Source organism: Arthrobacter sp. ASL1, assembly GCF_056680475.1.
In genome coordinates this window covers 1,781,930-1,800,362 of the sequence record NZ_CM155284.1, presented here as the reverse complement: position 1 = coordinate 1,800,362, position 18,433 = coordinate 1,781,930, and the positions used below count along the sequence as shown (strand labels likewise).

Genomic DNA, 18,433 nt, shown 5'->3' with positions numbered 1-18,433 from the left:
GAGGCAGGAATGACAGAAACCCAGAACGCACGCGCTACCTCACCTATCGTTTCGGAGATCGCCCGGTCGGGCACGGACTCCGTAACCGTCTTCGGCCAGGACCTCATCGGCATGCTTGGAACCGTAAACCTCGGGGATTTCGCCTACCTCGAGATCTTCCGCCGATTGCCGGATCAGCGCGAATCAGTGCTCTTCAATGCGCTGGTGGTCACGCTCGTTGAGCATGGAGTGACACCGAGCGCCATAGCGGCCCGAATGACCTACCTCGGTGCGCCCGAATCCATCCAGGGTGCCGTGGCGGCCGGAATACTGGGCCTCGGCAATACATTCGTTGGAACGATCGAGGGTTCAGCCAGGATTTGCCAACAGCATCTCCCGGCGGCTGGACTGCATGACGCTGAGGGCACTACTCGCTTGACCGACGCAGAGATCGAAGACCTGGCGAGTGGCATCGTGGCCGAGCACGCCGCCGAGAAGAAGCCCATCCCCGGCCTGGGGCACCCCGTGCATAAGCCGGTGGATCCACGGGCGCAGCGTCTCTTCGAATTGGGCCGGGAATTGGGGTTCGACGACTCCCCAACGCGGTTGATGGAGGCACTCTCCCGGTTGGCGTCTGAGCGCAGTGGCAAGGTCCTGCCCGTCAACGCGACCGGAGCCATCGGCGCGCTGGCATCGACCTTGGGCGTACCGGCTGAGGTTTCGCGCGGCCTTGGCGTCATGGCACGGGCCATCGGACTCGTGGGCCACCTTCTGGAGGAACAGCGCCAACCGATTTCGAAGAGCATTTGGTACCGGGCCGAGGACGAGGCCAGCTCGGAAGCCTGATCGCGCAGCAAGGCCGCCTCCTGAATGGGAAGGCGGCCTGGCTGTGTGCTGGACACCCTCACGTCCCGAGGGGCGTCTCCTGGGCGGGAGTCGCCTTGACGGCGAGTACTGGCCAATCAGCGCCGAGCAGAACTTCCTGCGCCACGCTACCCAGCAACAGCTTGCGCGCGGGGCTGCGCTTGCAAAGGCCCATGATGCGAAGAATCGCAGGTAGGCTCCCTGCAAGGTCCGGCAGTTCTTCCTCGGCGGTGCGCCCCCGGACGTATTGCCGCACGTCGTGCCTGACGCCGGATGCAGCCAGTAACTCGGTGAGCGCCTCCTGATAAGACGCATCCGAGAACGCGCCACTCATGTGTTCGCCGCCCGGGTCGGCGTTGGCAACGACGCGTTCCTCGTCCAGTTTCATCGCAAAGTCGATGCCTGCGTCGATCGCGGACTGTTCCTCGGGCGGGCCGCATAAGCGACCAAGATTGTCATGATTCTCTCCCGTGATGGGTGTGATTCTGCCTGTCTGCTGTGGCTTTACTCAGCGTCGGCGCCCTCGAAGCCGCGCGGGTCGCCGAGGTAGCGCAATTGGGCCAGGATGGTCCGTTCCGCCGCCCGCCGAGTCCTCGGATGGGTCTTTGTCGGATAGATATGCGCGGCAAGGGCCGCGACGGGCGCGTCCTCCCGCCCGACCAGCGTGGTCTCCAGCTGTGCGAGCCTGCGCAGTCGACGGACACGGTATTCGGCAACGGCGTCGGTAATTCCCCCGAGGCAGGGGCCATGACCCGGCAGAACAAGGGCTTGGCCAAACGACTCCAGCTTGTTCAGCGAGTTCAGGTAGTCGGAGAGTAGTCCATCCGGGTGCTCGATGATGGTGGTGCCTTGGCCGAGGATCGTGTCTCCCGTCAGGACGGTGCCGTTCGGCGCTTCGGACGGCGCATGGAAGCAAACGGAATCGGATGTATGTCCTGGTGTGTGGATGACGCGCAACTGCACGCCGGAGGCGTCGACCACCTCATCATCCTTCAAGGCCGCGGCGCCGACACACAGTTCCGGCCGCCAGGCCCTGACCGGTGCCCCGGACGAGTTGTGAAGATACCCGGCCCCCATACTGTGGTCCTCGTGGTGGTGGGTCAGCAGGATGAGGTCGATCCGCTTGCCTCCGGCTAGCTGAACCAGTAGCGCTCGGTCGTCCGTTCCGGGATCAACGATGGTGACGGATTCGGCGTCAGGAGCTCCGAGGACGTATGCGTTGGTTCCCCCCAATGTCATGGGGTTTTCGTGGGGGAGCAGGAAACGCGAGATCCGGTTGGGCTGCTTCTTCATAACAGTCATCCTAACCGCAAATGCTATATAATATATTATTAATAGTTTGTTTCTTAGAAATCCAGGCCGTGGAGCCCGAACGGATCTGGGCGATCGTCCTAATAGCTGCGGCGGTTCAACGGCCGGCAAAGGGTGGGGGCGTACGGATTGCCTACAACGGTGAGTACCACCGTCCAACGCCAAGCTGCACGGCACGCCGGGAATCGTCGGCGGCCTCTTTTCGCGAGAGTATGGGGCACAGGGGGCGACAAAGCCGCTAGCGACGCCGCGCATCCCCCCGTCAACTGGCCAGCAGAGAAGCTCTGGGGCGGGGGCTGCGAACCAGGGGTTCAGGCGGAAATCGACTTGACGGCCGAATTGTGCTCAACGTTCGAGAACTGCATTGCGGTGGCGCAAACCTCCCCGTGCTGGAGTTCTTCAGTCACTGCACCGACTACTCCGAGCCCGGCGAGCGGGCCGATCAGGATGCCAAGGTCCTGCAGCGGCCTGGCATCCACTCCGGACTGTGGTGAGAGCTGGCCCTTCCGATTTGCCCGCAGGATGTCGTCGCGTTCTGTGCGGACCTGGGTGCCGTCGTCGTCGAACACAATCCGCTCTGCACATCTAGCAAGCCTCGTTCCTAGTTCGAGGAGCGCCAGGCGTGGATCGCCATCGTGTGGAATGAGGTGACCGCACGCACCGACCGGGTCTCGTTGAACGCTGTCGGCTATTTCACCCTGTGGACCGGGCTAGTTGGCAGTCTCGGTGTTGGCCAGGTGGCGGCGCCACCACACGGCGTGTCCCAGGGGCGCGGCCAGGGCCAGCATGACACTTGCCGCAAGGCCCCACGCGAAGATCAACCCGTAGGAACCGCGTTCGGCCAGATGCGCGGTGGCGAAAGTGGCCGCCGAACTACCCAGGAAAAGCGAACCGGCGAACAACGACACCGTCGTCGCGCGGGCCTGCGGGGCGACATCTGTAGCCCAGCCCTGCATCGAGGAGTGCATGATGGCGTTCGCCGCTCCGATAAGGGTCGCCGTCACCGTGAAGGCCGCCGGCATCGGCCAGATCGCCGAAGCGGCGATCCCGACCACCAGGATGACGCCGCCTCCCGCAATCAGCCGGGTGCGGGAGAAATGGTGAACGAGCCGGCGCATCAGGCGAGCCCCGCCGATCACCCCCACCGCGTACCCGGTGGCCAGCACGCCAGCCAGCCCGATGCCGATCCCGGCGTGCTGCAGTGCCGGGACCACGTAGGTGAGCGCCCCCATGAGCACGGCGCCCTCCAGGAACGCGAGCGCGTAGACGACAAGGGTGGACCTGGTGATGGCGCGAGCCGGGTGGAATCGATGGCTACTGGCCGGCGGCGCCGCCACCCCGCGCAGGGCGATGAGCAGTGCCAGGCAACCGACTGCGGGGAGCGCGAAGACGAGCCGCCAGTCCACCCACGTGGCCAGGGCCCCTGCGGCAAGGGTGGCCAACGTGGTGCCCAGAGACGAATAGATCTGTAGGTCGGACAGGCCGCGTGCGCGTTCCAGGCCGGCCCGGGTGTCGCCGAGCAACGTCAACAGCGTCGGATATAAAGCCCCGAACATGAGACCGGTCCAGCTGCGGGCCAGCAACAGAGGAAGATATTCGGCGAAGAGCGTGCTGGCCACCGCTCCCAGGAGGGTGCCGGCGAGTGCGGTCCGCAGGATGTCGAGCCGGCCAAACCGATCACTGAGCAGCCCCCACAGGGGCTGGCCGACCGCGTAGAGCAGGGCGTAGGCAGCCACCAGTTGCACCGCCTGACCCAGCGTCAGGTCAGTCCGCGCGGCAAGCACCAACAACATGGGAGGGGTGGCGAACCGGTCGAAGAAGGACAGGAAGCCGATGGAACGCAGCGCGGCGTCGGGTACCTGTGATAACCGTTCCATGGACACTACTGCTGGACCCGCCGTCGAGGCGGCCACGTGGCGGCCAAAGCATATTGATGTTCCATTGGACAGCATGTAATCAGACCGGCTCACCCAGTGGGTAAAGCGTGACGTCAAAGGGCCAGGCGGCGGCTCCCGGAGGCCACGAACCGGAAGATATCGAAGACGACGGCGGGGCTCGGTCAGGGGAGAACGGGCAACTCGATCCGCGAACCGTTCTGGCCGGTGTGCAGCGTGACGGAACCCGGAGCCGCGGAGGGACCGGTCTTGGGGGAGTCGCCGCCGGCGACGACGATCCGGACGCGGTGGCCGGGGCGGAAGATCCAATCCGTGGACTGCAACTGCACGGTCTGCTGCGTGCGCTTCCCCAAGGCGTCGTCGGGGATCCGCGTCCATCCGGCGGCGGCCTCGGTGACTTTGCCGTCCGGTCCGACATCGAGCACCTTCACGGCCAAGGGGTGCGGTGTTTTCGCGTGGCTGGTCACGGAGAGGTCCGCGGTCACGCTGCCGACGAGGTGCAGCGGATCGGCCAGGGGTTCGCCGGTGAAGAGCGCCGTGCCGTCCGAGTCACCCGATGCCTGGGACGGGACGGTTTCGGGGGTGGGGCAGTTGAACAGGCAGGTGGTTGCCGGACCCGCGTCGGAGTCCGCCCGGAACTGGACGGAGGCCCCCTGCGGAGCCGTGGCGCCCAGACCGCCGGCCGGCGCGGGAAACCAGGTTTCCCCCGTCGGACTGGGCGAGACATCGTAGGAGGACCAACCGGGTGAATCCGTCGTGGGCATGGCAAAGCTGGAGACGTGGTGTTCGGGCAGCTGGCCGTCTTCGGTGTCGGAGAGCCAGTGGTCCCACCAGGCGAGCTGGCCCCCGAGCGGCAGCGGCTGTTCCGCCTGCAGGTGGGACTGCCCGTGGGTCCACGGACCCATCACCAGGTACGAGCTGTCGCCCCGGTCGGCGCCGACCAGATCGGCATAATTCTCAACGGGGCCGGCCCGGAAAACGTCGTACCAACCGCCCGTGCTCATGACGGGAACCTCGACGCGCTGCATGCGGTCGGTGAGGTCCATGTCCGCCCAGTAGTCGTCCGGCTCCGGATGGGCGCGCCAGGTCTTGACCTGCCGGGCGGCGTAGCCCGGGTCGGACGACGTCACCGCTCCGGGCCAGGCAAGGTCGGCACCGGCCAGATTCCCGCCGGGGTAGATGAACTGCTCATACATGTTCGACGGTGCCACGTTTGTCAGCACGGCGGCCAGATGTTCGGGGCGTTGCGCGGCGGCACGCAGCGCCGTCCAGCCCCCGTAGCTCCGGCCGCTGGCTCCCACCTTGCCGGTGGACCATTTTTGGCTGCCCAGCCAATCGATCGCATCCCGCGCCGCAACATCCTGCACCGGCCAGTTCAGGTCGTACCCGTGCCCGGCGCTGGCCCCCGTGCCGGGGATGTCGCAACGCAGGACGTTGTAGCCGTGCTCCGCGAGGTACTTCTCCTCGCTATCCGGTTTCGCCGGGGCATCGGCCGCGTTGTAGGGCGCGAACTGGTAGAAGATGCCGGGGAACCTGCCGGGGGCCGGAGCTCCATCGGTGGCGGGCCGGTGCAGCAGGCAACTCAGCGTGCCGGGAGAGCGGGGACCCTGGTCCGTGACGGGCACGGTGATGCGGCTGGTCGTCACCGAGTATTCCGCGGGACGGTCGTAGCCGAACCAGGATGGCTCGTTGACTGTTGCGGGGTCCTCGGCGGCTGGGGCTGGCGTGCAGGCGGACGTTCCCAGCAGGAGAAGAAGCACGACGGCGATGCTCGCCATCGACCGTCCGCGCAGGTTCCTCAACCGTGCTCCCTCCGTGTACTTCGCTTGGTCAAAACACTATGCGGAAGTCCTGCGTTTGTTCGTACGTGTGCGGGTCAATCCTCCGGAGGATCGACTGGAACGTCGGCCAGCTCCACCTCGATCTCGCCGACGGTCGGTAGTCCGTTGGCCAGCTCCGAGGGCAACGACTCGCTCAGCTCGGTGGCCCACTCGGCAACCCCGATGGGCGATTTGAAGCCGCGCAAGGCATATTCGGCGATGACCGAGTTCTTGGTCTTGCACAGCAGGAGCCCGATGGTCGGCTCATCGCCGGGTTGGGCGAGTAGATCGTCCACTGCGCTCATGTACATCCCGAGCTGTCCGAGGAAGCCGGGCTCGAACGACGTGGCCTTGAGTTCGACGACGACAAAACGGCGCAGCACGAAGTTGTAGAAGACTAGATCGGGGATGAACTCGTCGCCGGCCACTTCCAGCCGCATTTGCCGCCCCACGAAGGCGAAACCGCGACCGAGTTCAAGCAGGAACCGCTGGACGTGGGCCACGAGCCGAGATTCGAGTTCTCGTTCGTCGCGCTTGTCGGTCGTGCCGAGGAAATCGAAGATGTACGGGTCCTTGAGCGCTTCTTGGGCGATTTCCGAGGACGACGGCGGAAGCGTCGCCTGGAAATTCGTGGTCGCCTTCCCCGCACGCTCATGCAGGCGGATCTCGATCTGGTGGGCGAGGAATCGGTACGACCAGCCGTTTTCAGCGGCCGTCTGGGCGTACCAGAATCGCGTTTCCTTCTCCGCTACCTTGCTCAGGAGCAAAACATGGTGGCTCCACGGCAATGTTGCAGACGGTGTCTGCAACATTGCCGGATCGGGCCAGACTTCTGCGAACGCCTTCATGTAGCGCAGGTTTCGTGGGGAGTACCCACGCGCGTCGGGAAAACGCTCACGGAGATCAGCTGACAAACGAGTGACGACCTTGGCGCCCCAGCCCTCGAGCGATTCGCGAGCCAGCAACTCACCGCCAATTTTCCAATACGTTTGGACGAGCTCTTGGTTGACTCTGGAAATCGCATGGGCACGGCCGAGCGTGATGCGGTCGGCGACCGTTGCCAAAAGATCCGGATACCACGCCGGCAACCTGGCAAGCGGCTGGGTGCTGACGAAACGGGCAACCGCATCGTCGCCTGGGTAGTTCTCCGATTGATTCGGTGCCATGACTCCGCCGTCCCATCTCTACTGGCTCGAACCTATCGGCTACCACTGACAAATGGATGCGGCACGGTGGGGATGTGGATAACAGCGACGCGCCCCCGCAGATCGTCAACGTCTGCCCGCTGATCGACGAGCCGTGGGGGCCTAGCAGGAAGGCGACCAGCTCGGCGACATCCACGGGATTGACCAGCTTGCCCAGTGCCGGGACCTTCGGCGGAACACCGGCCCGACCGGGATCGCTGAGCATTAGAGTCTCGGTGGGTCCGGGCGCCACGATGTTGCAGGTGATCGTCCGCGGTGCCAGCTCGATGGCCCAGCTGCGGCTCAGCCCGGCCATGGCCGATTTCGTGGCGGCGTAGTGGCTCTTGCCGGCGACGCCGGTCATGGTCCGGCTGCCGACGAGGACCACGCGGCCGCCGTCGGAGATCCGCCCGGTGAGCGTGTCCACCAGGGCCGAGGCCGCCTCCACATGCACGGCGAACATGCCGCGCAGCGCCGCAGGGCCCAAACCGCCCAGCGGCGCCGTCGTCATGAATCCCGCGGCATGGACCACCGCGTCGACCGGGCCTAGGCGGGCGAGCAGGCCAGCCGGCGCGGAACAGGAGCACCCATGTCCATCGGCGCACGCCAGCGCAGGGACGACATCGTGCTCCTGGCCCACACCGGCGCCCTGACCAGCGTCGAGGGACTCTCGGCACGGTTCGACGTCACCGCCTCCACCATCCGCCGCGACCTCGCCCGGTTGACCGGCGAGGGCAAGATCGCCCGCACCTACGGTGGTGCCAAGGCGCTGACCGGAGGCGGCGGGGAGTCCACGTTCCGCCAGCGCAACCAGGAGGCAGCCTCCGCCAAGCGCGCCATGGCCCGCCTGGCTAGGACCCTGGTGCACGACGGCGAATCCATCCTCCTCGACGCTGGCTCCTCGGTCGCGGCGCTGGCCACCGAGCTCCAACACGACATCTCGCTCACCGTCGCCACCACCTCGCTGGCCGTGCTCGAGGAACTCGCCGAGGTCGATGCCATCCACGTCGAATGCCTCGGCGGGACGCTCCGCCACCCCAGCCAGGGATTCGTCGGCCCGCTGGCCGAAGCAGCGCTGGAGCGCATGACGTTAGACCGGGTGTTCCTCGGGGCAGACGGCGTCGCCGTGGATTCCATCTGCGAAGCCGACCTGCAACAGACCCGGCTCAACGAGATGATGTGCCGGCAGGCCCACGAAGTCGTCGTGCTGGCCGATGCCTCCAAGCTGGGAGCCGCACCGTTCCATGCGTGGGCGAAACTGCCCGAACGGTGGACGCTGGTGACCGATGATTCGGCGACCGAGGAACAGCTGGAGCCGTTCTACCTGGCCGGCGTCGACGTAGCCGTGGCGACGGTGACGCCGCTGGTGCAGGTGACGCATGAGGCCTGACCCACCTGTGGTAGTCAACGGAGAAATTGGCGCTGACTGATCGAGGTTAGACCCCCATTCTCGAAGTCGTAGAAGGTCTCCTTGCCTTCCGTTTGTAGTCCTCGCGTTCGTACATCTCCATAGGGCGAATACGGTAGTGGCCGCCAAGTTCCAAGTCTGCTCGAACGCGGTATGGCTTATCAGGTAGCTGATATCTGTGCTCTCGGGCTGCCGAGTAGCCCGGAGTGACGCGTCGATATATTGCGGAGTGAGGCGAATGTGTCCTCACCGGTCACTGCCCTGGCACCCCCGCTTAGCAGATCGCCGTCGAAGCTCAATTGCTATTGTGGCCGTTGTCTTGAATGACCTGATCGAGACCCGGCGCTTTGCGTACAAGAGCTGCCTGCGCTGAGCGAGAGTCAGGGGTGCCGTCTAACATTGTGCTGGTAGGGCGGCTTCGCCTGTCACAAAGTCGTCTCCCAACCGCTCGGGAGGACGTCAGCTCAATAACAAAGGATCTGAGTGTCGCACAGTTTCATCAACCACGGTCGAATTGTGGCTCTCATCTGGAACATCGCTGACGATGTGCTGCGTGACCTCTACGTCCGTGGCAAGTACCGGGACGTGATCCTCCCATTCATAGTTCTGCGGCGACTCGACAGCGTGCTTGGCCCAACGCGTGACCACGTGACGGCAATGAAGAAGATGCTTGATGATGCCGGGATCGCTGATCAGGATGCTCCGCTCCGGGACGCGGCCAAGCAGGACTTCTACAACACGTCCGGATACTCGCTGCAAGACTTGCGTCATGTGTCGAACTCGACCCGTCTACGGCAAAACTTCGAGGCGTACCTTGACGGGTTCTCACTTAACGTGCAAGAGATCATCGACAACTTCGAGTTCCGAAATCAGCTTCCGCGTTTGACGAAGGCAGATGCGCTCGGAGCCTTGATCGAGAAGTTCCTCGCGCCTGATCTTGACCTCTCGCCGACGGGTCTCGATAACCATGGAATGGGTACTGTCTTCGAGGAGCTCGTACGTCGTTTCAACGAGGAGAACAACGAGGAAGCTGGTGAGCACTGGACTCCGCGCGATGCTGTGAGGCTGATGACCAGGCTGATGTTTGAACCGATTGCCGACGCGATCCCCTCAGGAACCTACCGTCTCTACGACGGTGCCATGGGTACCGGTGGCATGCTCACCGTCGCCGAGGAGACGCTGAAGCACCTCACGGAGCGATCGGGTAAGAAGGTCTCCACCCACTTGTATGGGCAGGAGATCAACGCAGAGACCTATGCGATCGCAAAAGCCGACCTGATCCTGAAGGGAGATGGCAAGGCAGCCGATAACATTGTCGGCGGCCCCGCATACTCGACGCTCTCGAACGACGCGTTCGCCGGGCAGGAGTTCGACTTCATGCTCTCGAACCCGCCGTATGGCAAGAGCTGGAAGTCCGACCAGGATCGACTTGGGGGCGCGAAAAAGATCATCGACCCTCGCTTCGTGGTCACTCACGACAACGACAGCGAATATTCACTCGTGACCCGGAGCAGCGACGGGCAGCTCATGTTCCTGGCGAATCTGATCTCGAAGATGAAACTGGGAACTGATCTGGGTTCGCGGATTGCATCAGTTCACAACGGTTCTTCTCTGTTCACTGGCGACGCAGGGCAGGGCGAGAGCAATATTCGTCGCTGGATCATCGAGAACGACTGGCTCGAAGCGATCGTCGCGCTGCCGCTCAAGATGTTTTACAACACCGGCATCGCGACCTACGTGTGGGTGCTTTCGAACCGCAAGGAAGATCGGCGTATGGGTAAGGTGCAACTGATCGATGCCACCGGATGGTCGACGCCGCTGCGCAGGAACCTCGGTGAGAAGGGCGTCGAAGTCAGCGCGACTGACGCCGACAAGGTTCTCGAAGCATTCACCGCATTCGATCAGTATGAGGACACCGACCGCTCAAAGGTGTTCGACGGAGTCGACTTCGGCTATCGGAAGATCACCGTCGAACGGCCGCTCCGCATGGCCGGCGTCGATCCCAACCGTGTATACACGACCAAGGAGATCAAGCAGCTCAAGGAAGAGGGTGTGCGCGATGAGACTGCGCCACCGGTCATCAAGAAGAGGCTGCCGCAGGCTGCGAAGCCTGACCCGCTGCACGGCCGATACGAGGTGCACATCGACGGGCGATCTCGCGTGGTGGAGTACGAACCCGACACCGCGCTCCGCGATACTGAACAGGTGCCGCTGACTGAGCCGGAAGATGAATACGCCGACGGGCTCGAGGCGTTCTTCCGACGTGAAGTCACTCCTTACGCTCCGGATGCGTGGATTGACGAGTCGAAGACAAAAGTCGGCTACGAAATCTCCTTCACCCGCAACTTCTACAAGCCCGAGCCGATGCGCACGCTGGCTGAGATCCAAGCCGATATTCGCGCGCTCGAAGCTGAAACAGACGACTTGATCACCGAAATCGCAGGTGAGGACTGATGTTTCGTGATCTCCCGCGGTACGTGGAGTCAGCGCCGAATTCCTTCTGGTCGTCTTCAACGCCGAGTCACTGGCGAGTGCAACCGGGACTCGCGGTGCTACAGGAAAACCGGCGCTAGAACGACGGGCTGACCGAGTCTCAGGTGCTCTCGCTGAGCTACGGTCGGGTAATTGTGAAGCCCGTCGAGAAGCAGCGTGGACTGGTTCCCGAGTCCTACGAGGGATACCAGATCCTTGACCCAGGCGACATCGTCGTGCGCCCGACGGACTTGCAGAACGACCATACGAGCATCCGTATTGGACATGTCAAGAACCGTGGGATCATCACCTCGGCGTACATTGGTCTTCGTCCTTTTGGAGGCTGGGGCGATTCGTATGCATATCAGTATCTGACTGTCGTTGACTCATCGAAGCGCATTTACGGAATGGGCAGCGGACTACGCCAGCAACTGGGCTGGTCGGATCTCAAACGGATGCCCTGCCTTGTGCCGCCGGCGGAGGAGCAGGCTGCGATTGTGAAGTACCTCTCCCACGCGAATGCCCGCATCGACAAGGCCATCGCCGCCAAGCGCAGTCTCATCGCCCTCCTCGCGGAGCGGAAACGTGTCGAGGTGAGTGCCCTGATTTCGAGCGGCGACGCCATAACGGGAGATCGATGGTTTCCGGTGGTGAGAAATGGGTGGAGCGTAGTCTCGCTTGGACGGGTGCTTCACCGCGCAGTCGACGGTCCTCACTTCTCGCCCGCGTATTCAGACACAGGTGTTCCATTCTTATCGGCCCGAAACATTCGACCCGGGGCGTGGTCGTTCGACGACCTAAAGTATGTCGATGAGGGTCTCGCGACCGAGTTCGACAGACGCGTGCGTCCCGAGATTGGTGATGTACTCTACACCAAGGGTGGGACGACCGGGGTGGCGAAGGCTGTAGATGTCGATGAGCGGTTTCAGGTGTGGGTACACATTGCCGTTCTAAAGCTCATCAAGGACTTAGTCTCCCCAGAATTTCTCGAGATTGTGTTGAATTCCCCTGCGTGTTATGAGCAGTCACAACTCGAGACTCGAGGTGCGACCAACCAGGACCTAGGTCTTGGCCGGATGAAGAGAATCAGTATCCCGCTGGCTCCGCCAGAGGCCCAAGCGTCCTTCGTTCGCCAAGTCCGCATCGCCGCTCAGAAGATCAAGAGTGTGGCACTACAAACTCAGCGTGAGATTGAGTTGCTTCAGGAATTCCGCACGCGCTTGGTCGCCGACGTCGTGACGGGGCAAGTGGACGTTCGTGCGATCGCAGCTACGTTGCCCGAGGCACCCGAATCATTCGACAACCTGATAACTGCGGTCGATGATGATCTCGAGGAAGCAATGAGCGAGGGTGAGGGGTAAGCATGCAGCGTCTCAACGAGGAGAGCTTGGAATCGCTCATTGTCGCTCAGATGAGCGAGGGTGGCTGGACTGAGGGTGTGCCTGGTGACTATGTCCCCTCCTACGCGCTCGATCTCGGGCACTTTGCCGCGTTCATCGAGTCGACCCAGCCCGATCTCGTCGAGCCCTTAGGACTCGCAACGGAAACCCCGACGCGTCATAAGTTCCTCGCCCGGTTACAGGGAGAAATCACGCGGCGTGGGGTGGTCCACGCGTTGCGTAACGGGATCGATCATCAAGGTCGGCATATTGACTTGTACTACCCGAAACCTGCGGCCGGGAACCCGAAGGCGGCTGAGCATTTCGTCGCGAACCGGTTCGTGATAACGCGTCAGGTGCACCATAGTGTGAGCAACACCGGCGATGCCGTTGACCTGGTGGCGTTGGTCAACGGTCTCCCGGTGTTCACGTTCGAGCTGAAGAACAACATCACAAACCAGACTGTTGAAGACGCGGTGCAGCAGTACCAGCGTGACCGCGACCCTCGCGAGCCGCTGTTTGCGTTTGGGCGGACAATCGCGCACTTCGCTCTTGACGATCAGCGCGCACGGTTCTGCACCGAGCTCAAGGGAACTTCGTCGTGGTTCCTCCCGTTTGATCAGGGATTCAACGACGGCGCGGGTAACCCGCCGAATCCTGATGGGGTGATGACGGACTATCTGTGGCGGCGGGTGCTCTCTCCGCAGAGTCTCGCGGGAATCATCGAGAACTACGCGCAGGTCGTGGTCGAGAAGAATCCGAAGACAGGCAAGAAGGTTTCGAAGGCGATCTTCCCTCGACACCACCAGCTCGATGTCGTACGCCAGCTTCTGTCTGATGTCGAGGCGAATGGTGCTGGTCGGAAGTATCTCATCCAGCACTCGGCCGGCAGCGGGAAGTCGAACTCTATCGCTTGGCTGACTCACCAACTCACGGAGGCCACACACCAAGGGCGGGTCGCGTTCGACTCGATCATCGTCGTCACCGACCGGATCATCCTTGATAGCCAGCTCACGCAGACGATAAAGGCGTTCCTGCAAGTGGGGTCGACCGTGGTCCATGCCGACCAGTCCGGAGACTTGCGGCGGGCGATTTCGGCGGGCAAGAAGATCATCGTCACCACGGTGCAGAAGTTCCCGTACATTTTGGATGACATTGGAGCGGACCACCGTGACCGAAAATTCGCCATTGTCATTGACGAGGCGCACTCATCCCAAGGGTCGAAGACTTCAGCGGCTGTTTCGCGTGCGCTGGCAGGGGTCGAAGCGGGCGAGGAGGACACGGTTGAGGACCGGATCAACCGGATCATCGAGGGTAAGAAGCTGTTGTCGAACGCGAGCTATTTCGCGTTCACCGCAACGCCTAAGAACAAGACGCTCGAGATGTTCGGTGAGCCGGTTCCCAACGCTGAAGGTGGAACGGGTTTCCGCCCGTTCCACTCGTACACGATGAAGCAGGCCATTCAGGAGGGCTTCATCGTGGACGTCCTCGCCAACTACACGCCTGTCGGTAGCTACTACAAGCTGATGAAAACCGTCGAGGACGATCCCGAATTCGACGCGAAACGCGCCTCGAAGAAGCTGCGGGCCTACGTCGAAGGCAACGAACACGCTATCGCGCAGAAGACTGGCATCATGGTCGAGCACTTCCTCTCTCAGGTGGTTGCGAAGCGCAAGATCGGCGGCCAGGCGCGTGCGATGGTCGTGACCGCGTCGATTGCTCGGTGCATCGAGTACTTCCATGCGATCCGCGATGCACTCGGTGCGCGCAAGAGCCCGTACAAGGTGGTCGTCGCGTTCTCCGGCGAGCACGAGTACAAAGGCATGAAGGTTACCGAGGCGAGCTTGAACGGCTTCCCGTCCAACGCGATCGCCGAGCAAGTGAGGACCGATCCATATAGGATTCTTGTCGTCGCGAATAAATTTCAGACCGGTTACGACGAGCCGCTCCTGCACACGATGTATGTCGACAAGGCGCTTTCGGGGGTTTTGGCCGTGCAGACGCTATCTCGGCTAAACCGGGCACATCCCGCCAAGCACGACACTTTTGTGCTCGACTTTGCCAACCACGCCGACGAAATTGAACGCGCGTTCGAGCCCTACTACCGCACAACAGTGCTGGCAGAAGAGACTGACGCCAACAAGCTGCATGATCTGATAAACGACCTCGACACATTCGGCATCTACACGCCCGAACAAGTCGACGAGTTCGTCACCCGTTACCTGGCGGGGGAAATCCGAGATCAGCTCGACCCGCTGCTCGATACTAGCGTCGCGGAGTACATCGGGCTCCCCGACGAAGACGACCAGGTGATGTTCAAAGGCAATGCGAAAGCGTTCCTGCGGACCTACAACTTCCTCTCCAGTGTCCTGCCCTACGGGAGTAGCGAGTGGGAGAAGCGATTGATTTTCCTCGATCACCTGGTGCCGAAGCTGCCAGCTCCGAAAGAAGAAGACCTCGCTGCGGGCATCCTGGCGAACATCGATTTGGAGTCGTACCGGGCTGAGAAGCACACCGCGATAAAGATCGTTCTTGATGACGAAGATGGCACCCTTGACCCGGTCCCTGCCGCCGGTGGAGGGCACCGCACGGATCCGGAACTCGAGAGGCTCTCGGCAATCGTGCGGAGCTTCAACGATCATTTCGGCAATATCGACTGGAACGACGCCGACCGTGTCGAGCGATTCATCACCGAAGAGATCCCAAAACTCGTCGCAGAAGACGAGGCCTACAAGAACGCGCAGGCCAACGACGACCCCGTGAATGCCCGCGTGGAAAGCGACCGTGCCCTCAGCCAGGTGATGTTGCGCCTCATTGCAGATGACACTCAACTCTTCAAAGAGTTCCAGGACAACAGCAGCTTCAAGCGCTGGCTTGCCGAGGCCGTGTTTAATACGACTTACCGGAAGGGCGCGTGATCACCGTCGTAAACGGGTGGTGAGTAGAGCCACGGCAAGAGATCGAATCGGCATATTCAGCATGAACCCATATGCCTCGGGGACTCCGGAGTGTGATGGAATCTAGGCATGAGCAACGGTCCTGGTGCGAAAGCACGCCGCGAAGAAGAGATCGCTCTCCTGATCATGGAAAAAGTCCTTGGGGTCGATATCAGACTCGCAGACGCCGCCAGCGGGAACAAGATGCCCGATGGCTGTTGGATCAGTGGCGACGGGCGAACTCGGGACATCGTCGAGGTCACCTCGCCTCCGGCCAGGGACCTGTTGGCTGAATGGGCCCGGGCGAAGAAGGAAGGCCGACCGCAGAGGGAAAGCGGCTCAATCCCATTGCGTCTGAACGAGCTCGCGGACGTGTGCGCCGAGTTGCTCGCGTCGGACTGGGCGCTCGAAAACATCAAGAAGTTGCAAGTCCAGCAGGCTGATGAACGTCATCTCTTCCTATTTGGGCGAAGTTACGATGCGGCAGACTACTTCTATCGCCTGTCCGACTCTTACGAGGACGGGTCCTTCGAGCCCGTTGAGGATCTCGACCTACCGGAGGGCCTCTCCGACATCTGGTTCAGGGGCCGGGCTCGCCGCAAGTCTGGGCACCTGTTGGGAACCACGGAGATTTGGTTGGCGAGGTACCAAGCCAGGGCCGGGTGGCAGCGCTATATAGTGGAGATTGAAGAGCTGGACCTGCCCTCTCCGGCTGCGGGTATAGCCGACGACTCCGCGCCCGCAGACATGCGGCACCCGAAGGACAGAACCTCCGCTGGCGGGACGGTTGACGTCAGGTAGGCAACTTGCGTGCCGAGTAGCGGAACTCTTCGCGAGCGCGCTCCCTTTAAGTCTCGGCGTCGCTTGAACACGTAAACAGGTAGCCCCGTCGGCTAAAATTGTTGGCCTGCATCGTTATTTGGTTATCGTGTGCAGAGCTGTGCGGATGAGGTCTGGAGCGTTCAGTCTTGCAACGAAACGACGTCTCGCTGGGGAGGCGAGATACGTCTGCTCGGCCCCTTGGTGTGAAAAGGCGACTACCGCCGCCTCAGGTGCGCGAAAGAATGGTCTTTCCTCAACCGCTGAGGCAGCTCATATCAGAGGGTGCCGCCCGGGCACCGCTCGATACGACTCGACGATGACTGAAGGTGCGCGCGTCGATGCGAGCAACGGGATTCACTTGTGCCGAAGTGATGCGAAACTCATAGATGACGATGAGGCCATGTATCCAGTCGCGCTTCTGGAGCAGTGGAGGGCACGTCAGATTGAAAACGCACGCGCCGCTAAGCGGCAGGGATGGAAGAGTCGACATGCAGTCTCATGTCGCACCGTTCGCGTCGGCGGAAAGCGGGGCGTTGATCATGGTCTGCAGCATCGAACGCATCAGGTCCGGGGAGGCGTCGGAGCGTGCTTCGACAAGCATGCGCCGAGGGTCGATAATTTGGGCAGCGGTCATCGTGGCGATGTCCTCTTGAGTGGTTGTAGGAGATTCCTCGAAGGATACGTCCGGTGGCCGCGCTTCTTATCTGCGGTCGACCGGACGGTACACCACTCTATGGGGCACTACTTGCGATTCACAGCCATGATCCGAGCTCGCCATGTCAAAGTGTCGGGTTCGGCCTCTAGGGTTGAGTGCAAGGAAAGGGGCCACGGTGGTCGAACTCAACGCACTACTTGATCAGCTTCAAGAACGCACTGCTACGAAGTTTGAAAAAATGCCTTCGGTCGTGGTTAAAGACGGGAATTTTGATGTCACCAAGCTCCCAGTCGACAAGCCGGAATGGCATCGACTGACGAACCTGGTAGCCGTGATGTTTGACTTGAAGTCCTCAACCAATTTGGAGAAAGGGCGCAAGCCCGCCAGCACGGCCAGCATCTACGACGCAGGAGTCGGCGGCGTCGTGCAGATCTTGAACTCCTTTGGCGCTGATTTCGTCGATATACAAGGCGATGGAGGGTTTGGCTTGTTTTGGGGGGAACTCAGCTACGAGCACGCGCTATGTGCCGCCATTTCTATCCACACGTTCAGCGATAACTTTGAAAGCCAGCTCGAGGCCAAGTGGCCAGAGGCGCCGTCCACGGGGTTTAAGGTCGGCATCGCAAGTGGGCCAATTCTCGCGAAGCGGGTAGGTTTGGCGCGCCACTTGGATATGCAAGAGCCGGTTTGGGCTGGTCGGCCGGTCAATTACGCAGCCAAGGCTGCCCAACAAACTGACCCAGGGAAGACCCTAGTAACCGGCAGCGTGTGGGATGCAGTTTCAAGCAACGACTACATCGCCTTTTCTTGCGGTTGCGAGGAAGGCGTCGAAGGCGGCATCCCTTCATTGCTTTGGGAAGAACGAACCTTGGACAACATCCCCGACGCAGAGAAGTACGGCCAGGTTCTGAAAAGCGGTTGGTGTGACAACCATGGCGAGGAGTTTTGCAATGCCGTTCTCAATGGGGAGACTTACCGACCAGAGATTATTGAAAGTGAGCGGAGCCATCTCACGTTGCTTGCTGCCGGTTCCGAGGGCCTAAAGGTAAAAGCGCGCAAGGAAAGGCTGGCCGAGCGCAAAGCTCTTGAATTAGAAGTGGATGCTCAGCGGCGAGATCCACGAACTACCTTCAACCGCCCGAGCCGATGAAACGGCGTGGCAACAGGCGCGATGATCTAGCTCCCTATGTCGCATTAGCGAATGGCATCCTGCGGGAAGCCAGAGAGGAATTGGCTCGCGCCGACGGTAAGGCCTCAATCCTGCTCGCCGCCATTGGCGTCGTCATGGCAGCGATTATGGCGGCGATCTTAGGAGGCTCGTGGCATCCGGCGAACCTAGACGATCATATTGAATGGCTTTGGTGGGTTGGGACCGGGATTGGTTTAGTAGGTGCCGCCGCTTTAGGTGTCGCCGTATTTCCGCGAACAAAATACCGATCGAAGCGGCGTTTAGGGATCGTGGCTTATTTTGGGGACGTGGTCGGTCTTTCGTATTGCCAACTCAGAAAAGGTCTCATAGATACAGCCGAGGACCCTGAAGTTGCAGCACTCGATCAAGTTGCGGCTATCTCGTCGGTCGTCCACAAGAAATACCGTTCAATACAGATTGGCATAATCTGCGTTGGAGTCGCTTCCGCTTCCCTATTTTCGGCAGTGTTGATCGGCGGCTGATCTACCAATGCCTAGCGGCCATACCTGACCGCGGCTT

14 protein-coding genes and 2 pseudogenes are annotated in these 18,433 nt (G+C 61.6%); 8 read left to right on the top strand and 8 right to left on the bottom strand.

Annotated elements, in window-relative coordinates:
• Positions 1–9 precede the first annotated feature (9 nt).
• Entirely contained in the window at positions 10–825 is an 816-nt protein-coding gene (locus AC1MEQ_RS08480) for a citryl-CoA lyase (protein WP_479795709.1), read from the top strand.
• A 58-nt stretch (positions 826–883) separates the two neighbouring features.
• On the opposite strand, the gene AC1MEQ_RS08475 is transcribed toward AC1MEQ_RS08480, so the two are convergent.
• The 7 genes and pseudogenes from AC1MEQ_RS08475 to AC1MEQ_RS08445 form a co-directional block, all read right to left on the bottom strand.
• Positions 884–1,231, bottom strand: a complete 348-nt coding sequence (locus AC1MEQ_RS08475) for a universal stress protein (RefSeq protein WP_479795707.1) — start codon at positions 1,229–1,231, stop codon at positions 884–886.
• Positions 1,232–1,347: 116 nt separating this feature from the next.
• Entirely contained in the window at positions 1,348–2,136 is a 789-nt protein-coding gene (locus AC1MEQ_RS08470) for an MBL fold metallo-hydrolase (RefSeq protein ID WP_479795705.1), read from the bottom strand.
• 329 nt (positions 2,137–2,465) lie between these two features.
• Complete coding sequence (locus AC1MEQ_RS08465) at positions 2,466–2,723, bottom strand: hypothetical protein (RefSeq protein WP_479795704.1); 258 nt, start codon at positions 2,721–2,723, stop codon at positions 2,466–2,468.
• Between the two features lie 141 nt (positions 2,724–2,864).
• The gene (locus tag AC1MEQ_RS08460; RefSeq protein WP_479795702.1) at positions 2,865–4,031 is read right to left on the bottom strand and encodes an MFS transporter; all 1,167 of its coding nucleotides are present in this window, start codon (positions 4,029–4,031) and stop codon (positions 2,865–2,867) included.
• A gap of 182 nt (positions 4,032–4,213) precedes the next feature.
• The gene (locus AC1MEQ_RS08455) at positions 4,214–5,851 is read right to left on the bottom strand and encodes a CocE/NonD family hydrolase (protein WP_479795700.1); all 1,638 of its coding nucleotides are present in this window, start codon (positions 5,849–5,851) and stop codon (positions 4,214–4,216) included.
• A 74-nt stretch (positions 5,852–5,925) separates the two neighbouring features.
• Positions 5,926–7,035 (bottom strand): PDDEXK nuclease domain-containing protein, encoded by a 1,110-nt coding sequence (locus tag AC1MEQ_RS08450; protein ID WP_479795698.1) that lies wholly within the window; start codon positions 7,033–7,035, stop codon positions 5,926–5,928.
• Between the two features lie 148 nt (positions 7,036–7,183).
• Positions 7,184–7,564: pseudogene (locus tag AC1MEQ_RS08445) on the bottom strand (SDR family oxidoreductase); the annotation flags it as partial.
• A 78-nt stretch (positions 7,565–7,642) separates the two neighbouring features.
• On the opposite strand from AC1MEQ_RS08445, the gene AC1MEQ_RS08440 reads away from it, so the two are divergent.
• The 5 genes from AC1MEQ_RS08440 to AC1MEQ_RS08420 all read left to right on the top strand — a co-directional run bounded on the left by AC1MEQ_RS08440 (position 7,643) and on the right by AC1MEQ_RS08420 (position 16,049).
• Positions 7,643–8,443, top strand: coding sequence for a DeoR/GlpR family DNA-binding transcription regulator (locus tag AC1MEQ_RS08440; protein WP_479795696.1), 801 nt, complete (start codon positions 7,643–7,645; stop codon positions 8,441–8,443).
• Positions 8,444–8,944: 501 nt separating this feature from the next.
• The gene (locus AC1MEQ_RS08435) at positions 8,945–10,915 is read left to right on the top strand and encodes a type I restriction-modification system subunit M (RefSeq protein WP_479795694.1); all 1,971 of its coding nucleotides are present in this window, start codon (positions 8,945–8,947) and stop codon (positions 10,913–10,915) included.
• Positions 10,916–11,058: 143 nt separating this feature from the next.
• Positions 11,059–12,294 (top strand): restriction endonuclease subunit S, encoded by a 1,236-nt coding sequence (locus tag AC1MEQ_RS08430; protein ID WP_479795692.1) that lies wholly within the window; start codon positions 11,059–11,061, stop codon positions 12,292–12,294.
• 2 nt (positions 12,295–12,296) lie between these two features.
• Positions 12,297–15,230: a type I restriction endonuclease subunit R gene (locus tag AC1MEQ_RS08425; protein WP_479795690.1), complete on the top strand. Its 2,934-nt coding sequence runs from the start codon at positions 12,297–12,299 to the stop codon at positions 15,228–15,230.
• A 108-nt stretch (positions 15,231–15,338) separates the two neighbouring features.
• Positions 15,339–16,049 (top strand): hypothetical protein, encoded by a 711-nt coding sequence (locus AC1MEQ_RS08420; RefSeq protein WP_479795688.1) that lies wholly within the window; start codon positions 15,339–15,341, stop codon positions 16,047–16,049.
• A 529-nt stretch (positions 16,050–16,578) separates the two neighbouring features.
• Here the strand turns inward: AC1MEQ_RS08420 and AC1MEQ_RS08415 are convergent.
• Positions 16,579–16,704: pseudogene (locus AC1MEQ_RS08415) on the bottom strand (IS256 family transposase); the annotation flags it as partial.
• A gap of 196 nt (positions 16,705–16,900) precedes the next feature.
• Between AC1MEQ_RS08415 and AC1MEQ_RS08410 the strand changes: the two are divergent.
• Together AC1MEQ_RS08410 and AC1MEQ_RS08405 are read left to right on the top strand one after the other, a co-directional pair.
• Complete coding sequence (locus AC1MEQ_RS08410; RefSeq protein ID WP_479795686.1) at positions 16,901–17,875, top strand: adenylate/guanylate cyclase domain-containing protein; 975 nt, start codon at positions 16,901–16,903, stop codon at positions 17,873–17,875.
• Positions 17,872–18,396 carry a Pycsar system effector family protein gene (locus tag AC1MEQ_RS08405; protein WP_479795684.1) on the top strand — a complete coding sequence of 175 codons (525 nt, stop codon included), beginning with the start codon at positions 17,872–17,874 and terminating at the stop codon, positions 18,394–18,396. The genes AC1MEQ_RS08410 and AC1MEQ_RS08405 overlap by 4 nt, the downstream gene beginning before the upstream one ends.
• The last annotated feature ends 37 nt before the right edge of the window (positions 18,397–18,433 follow it).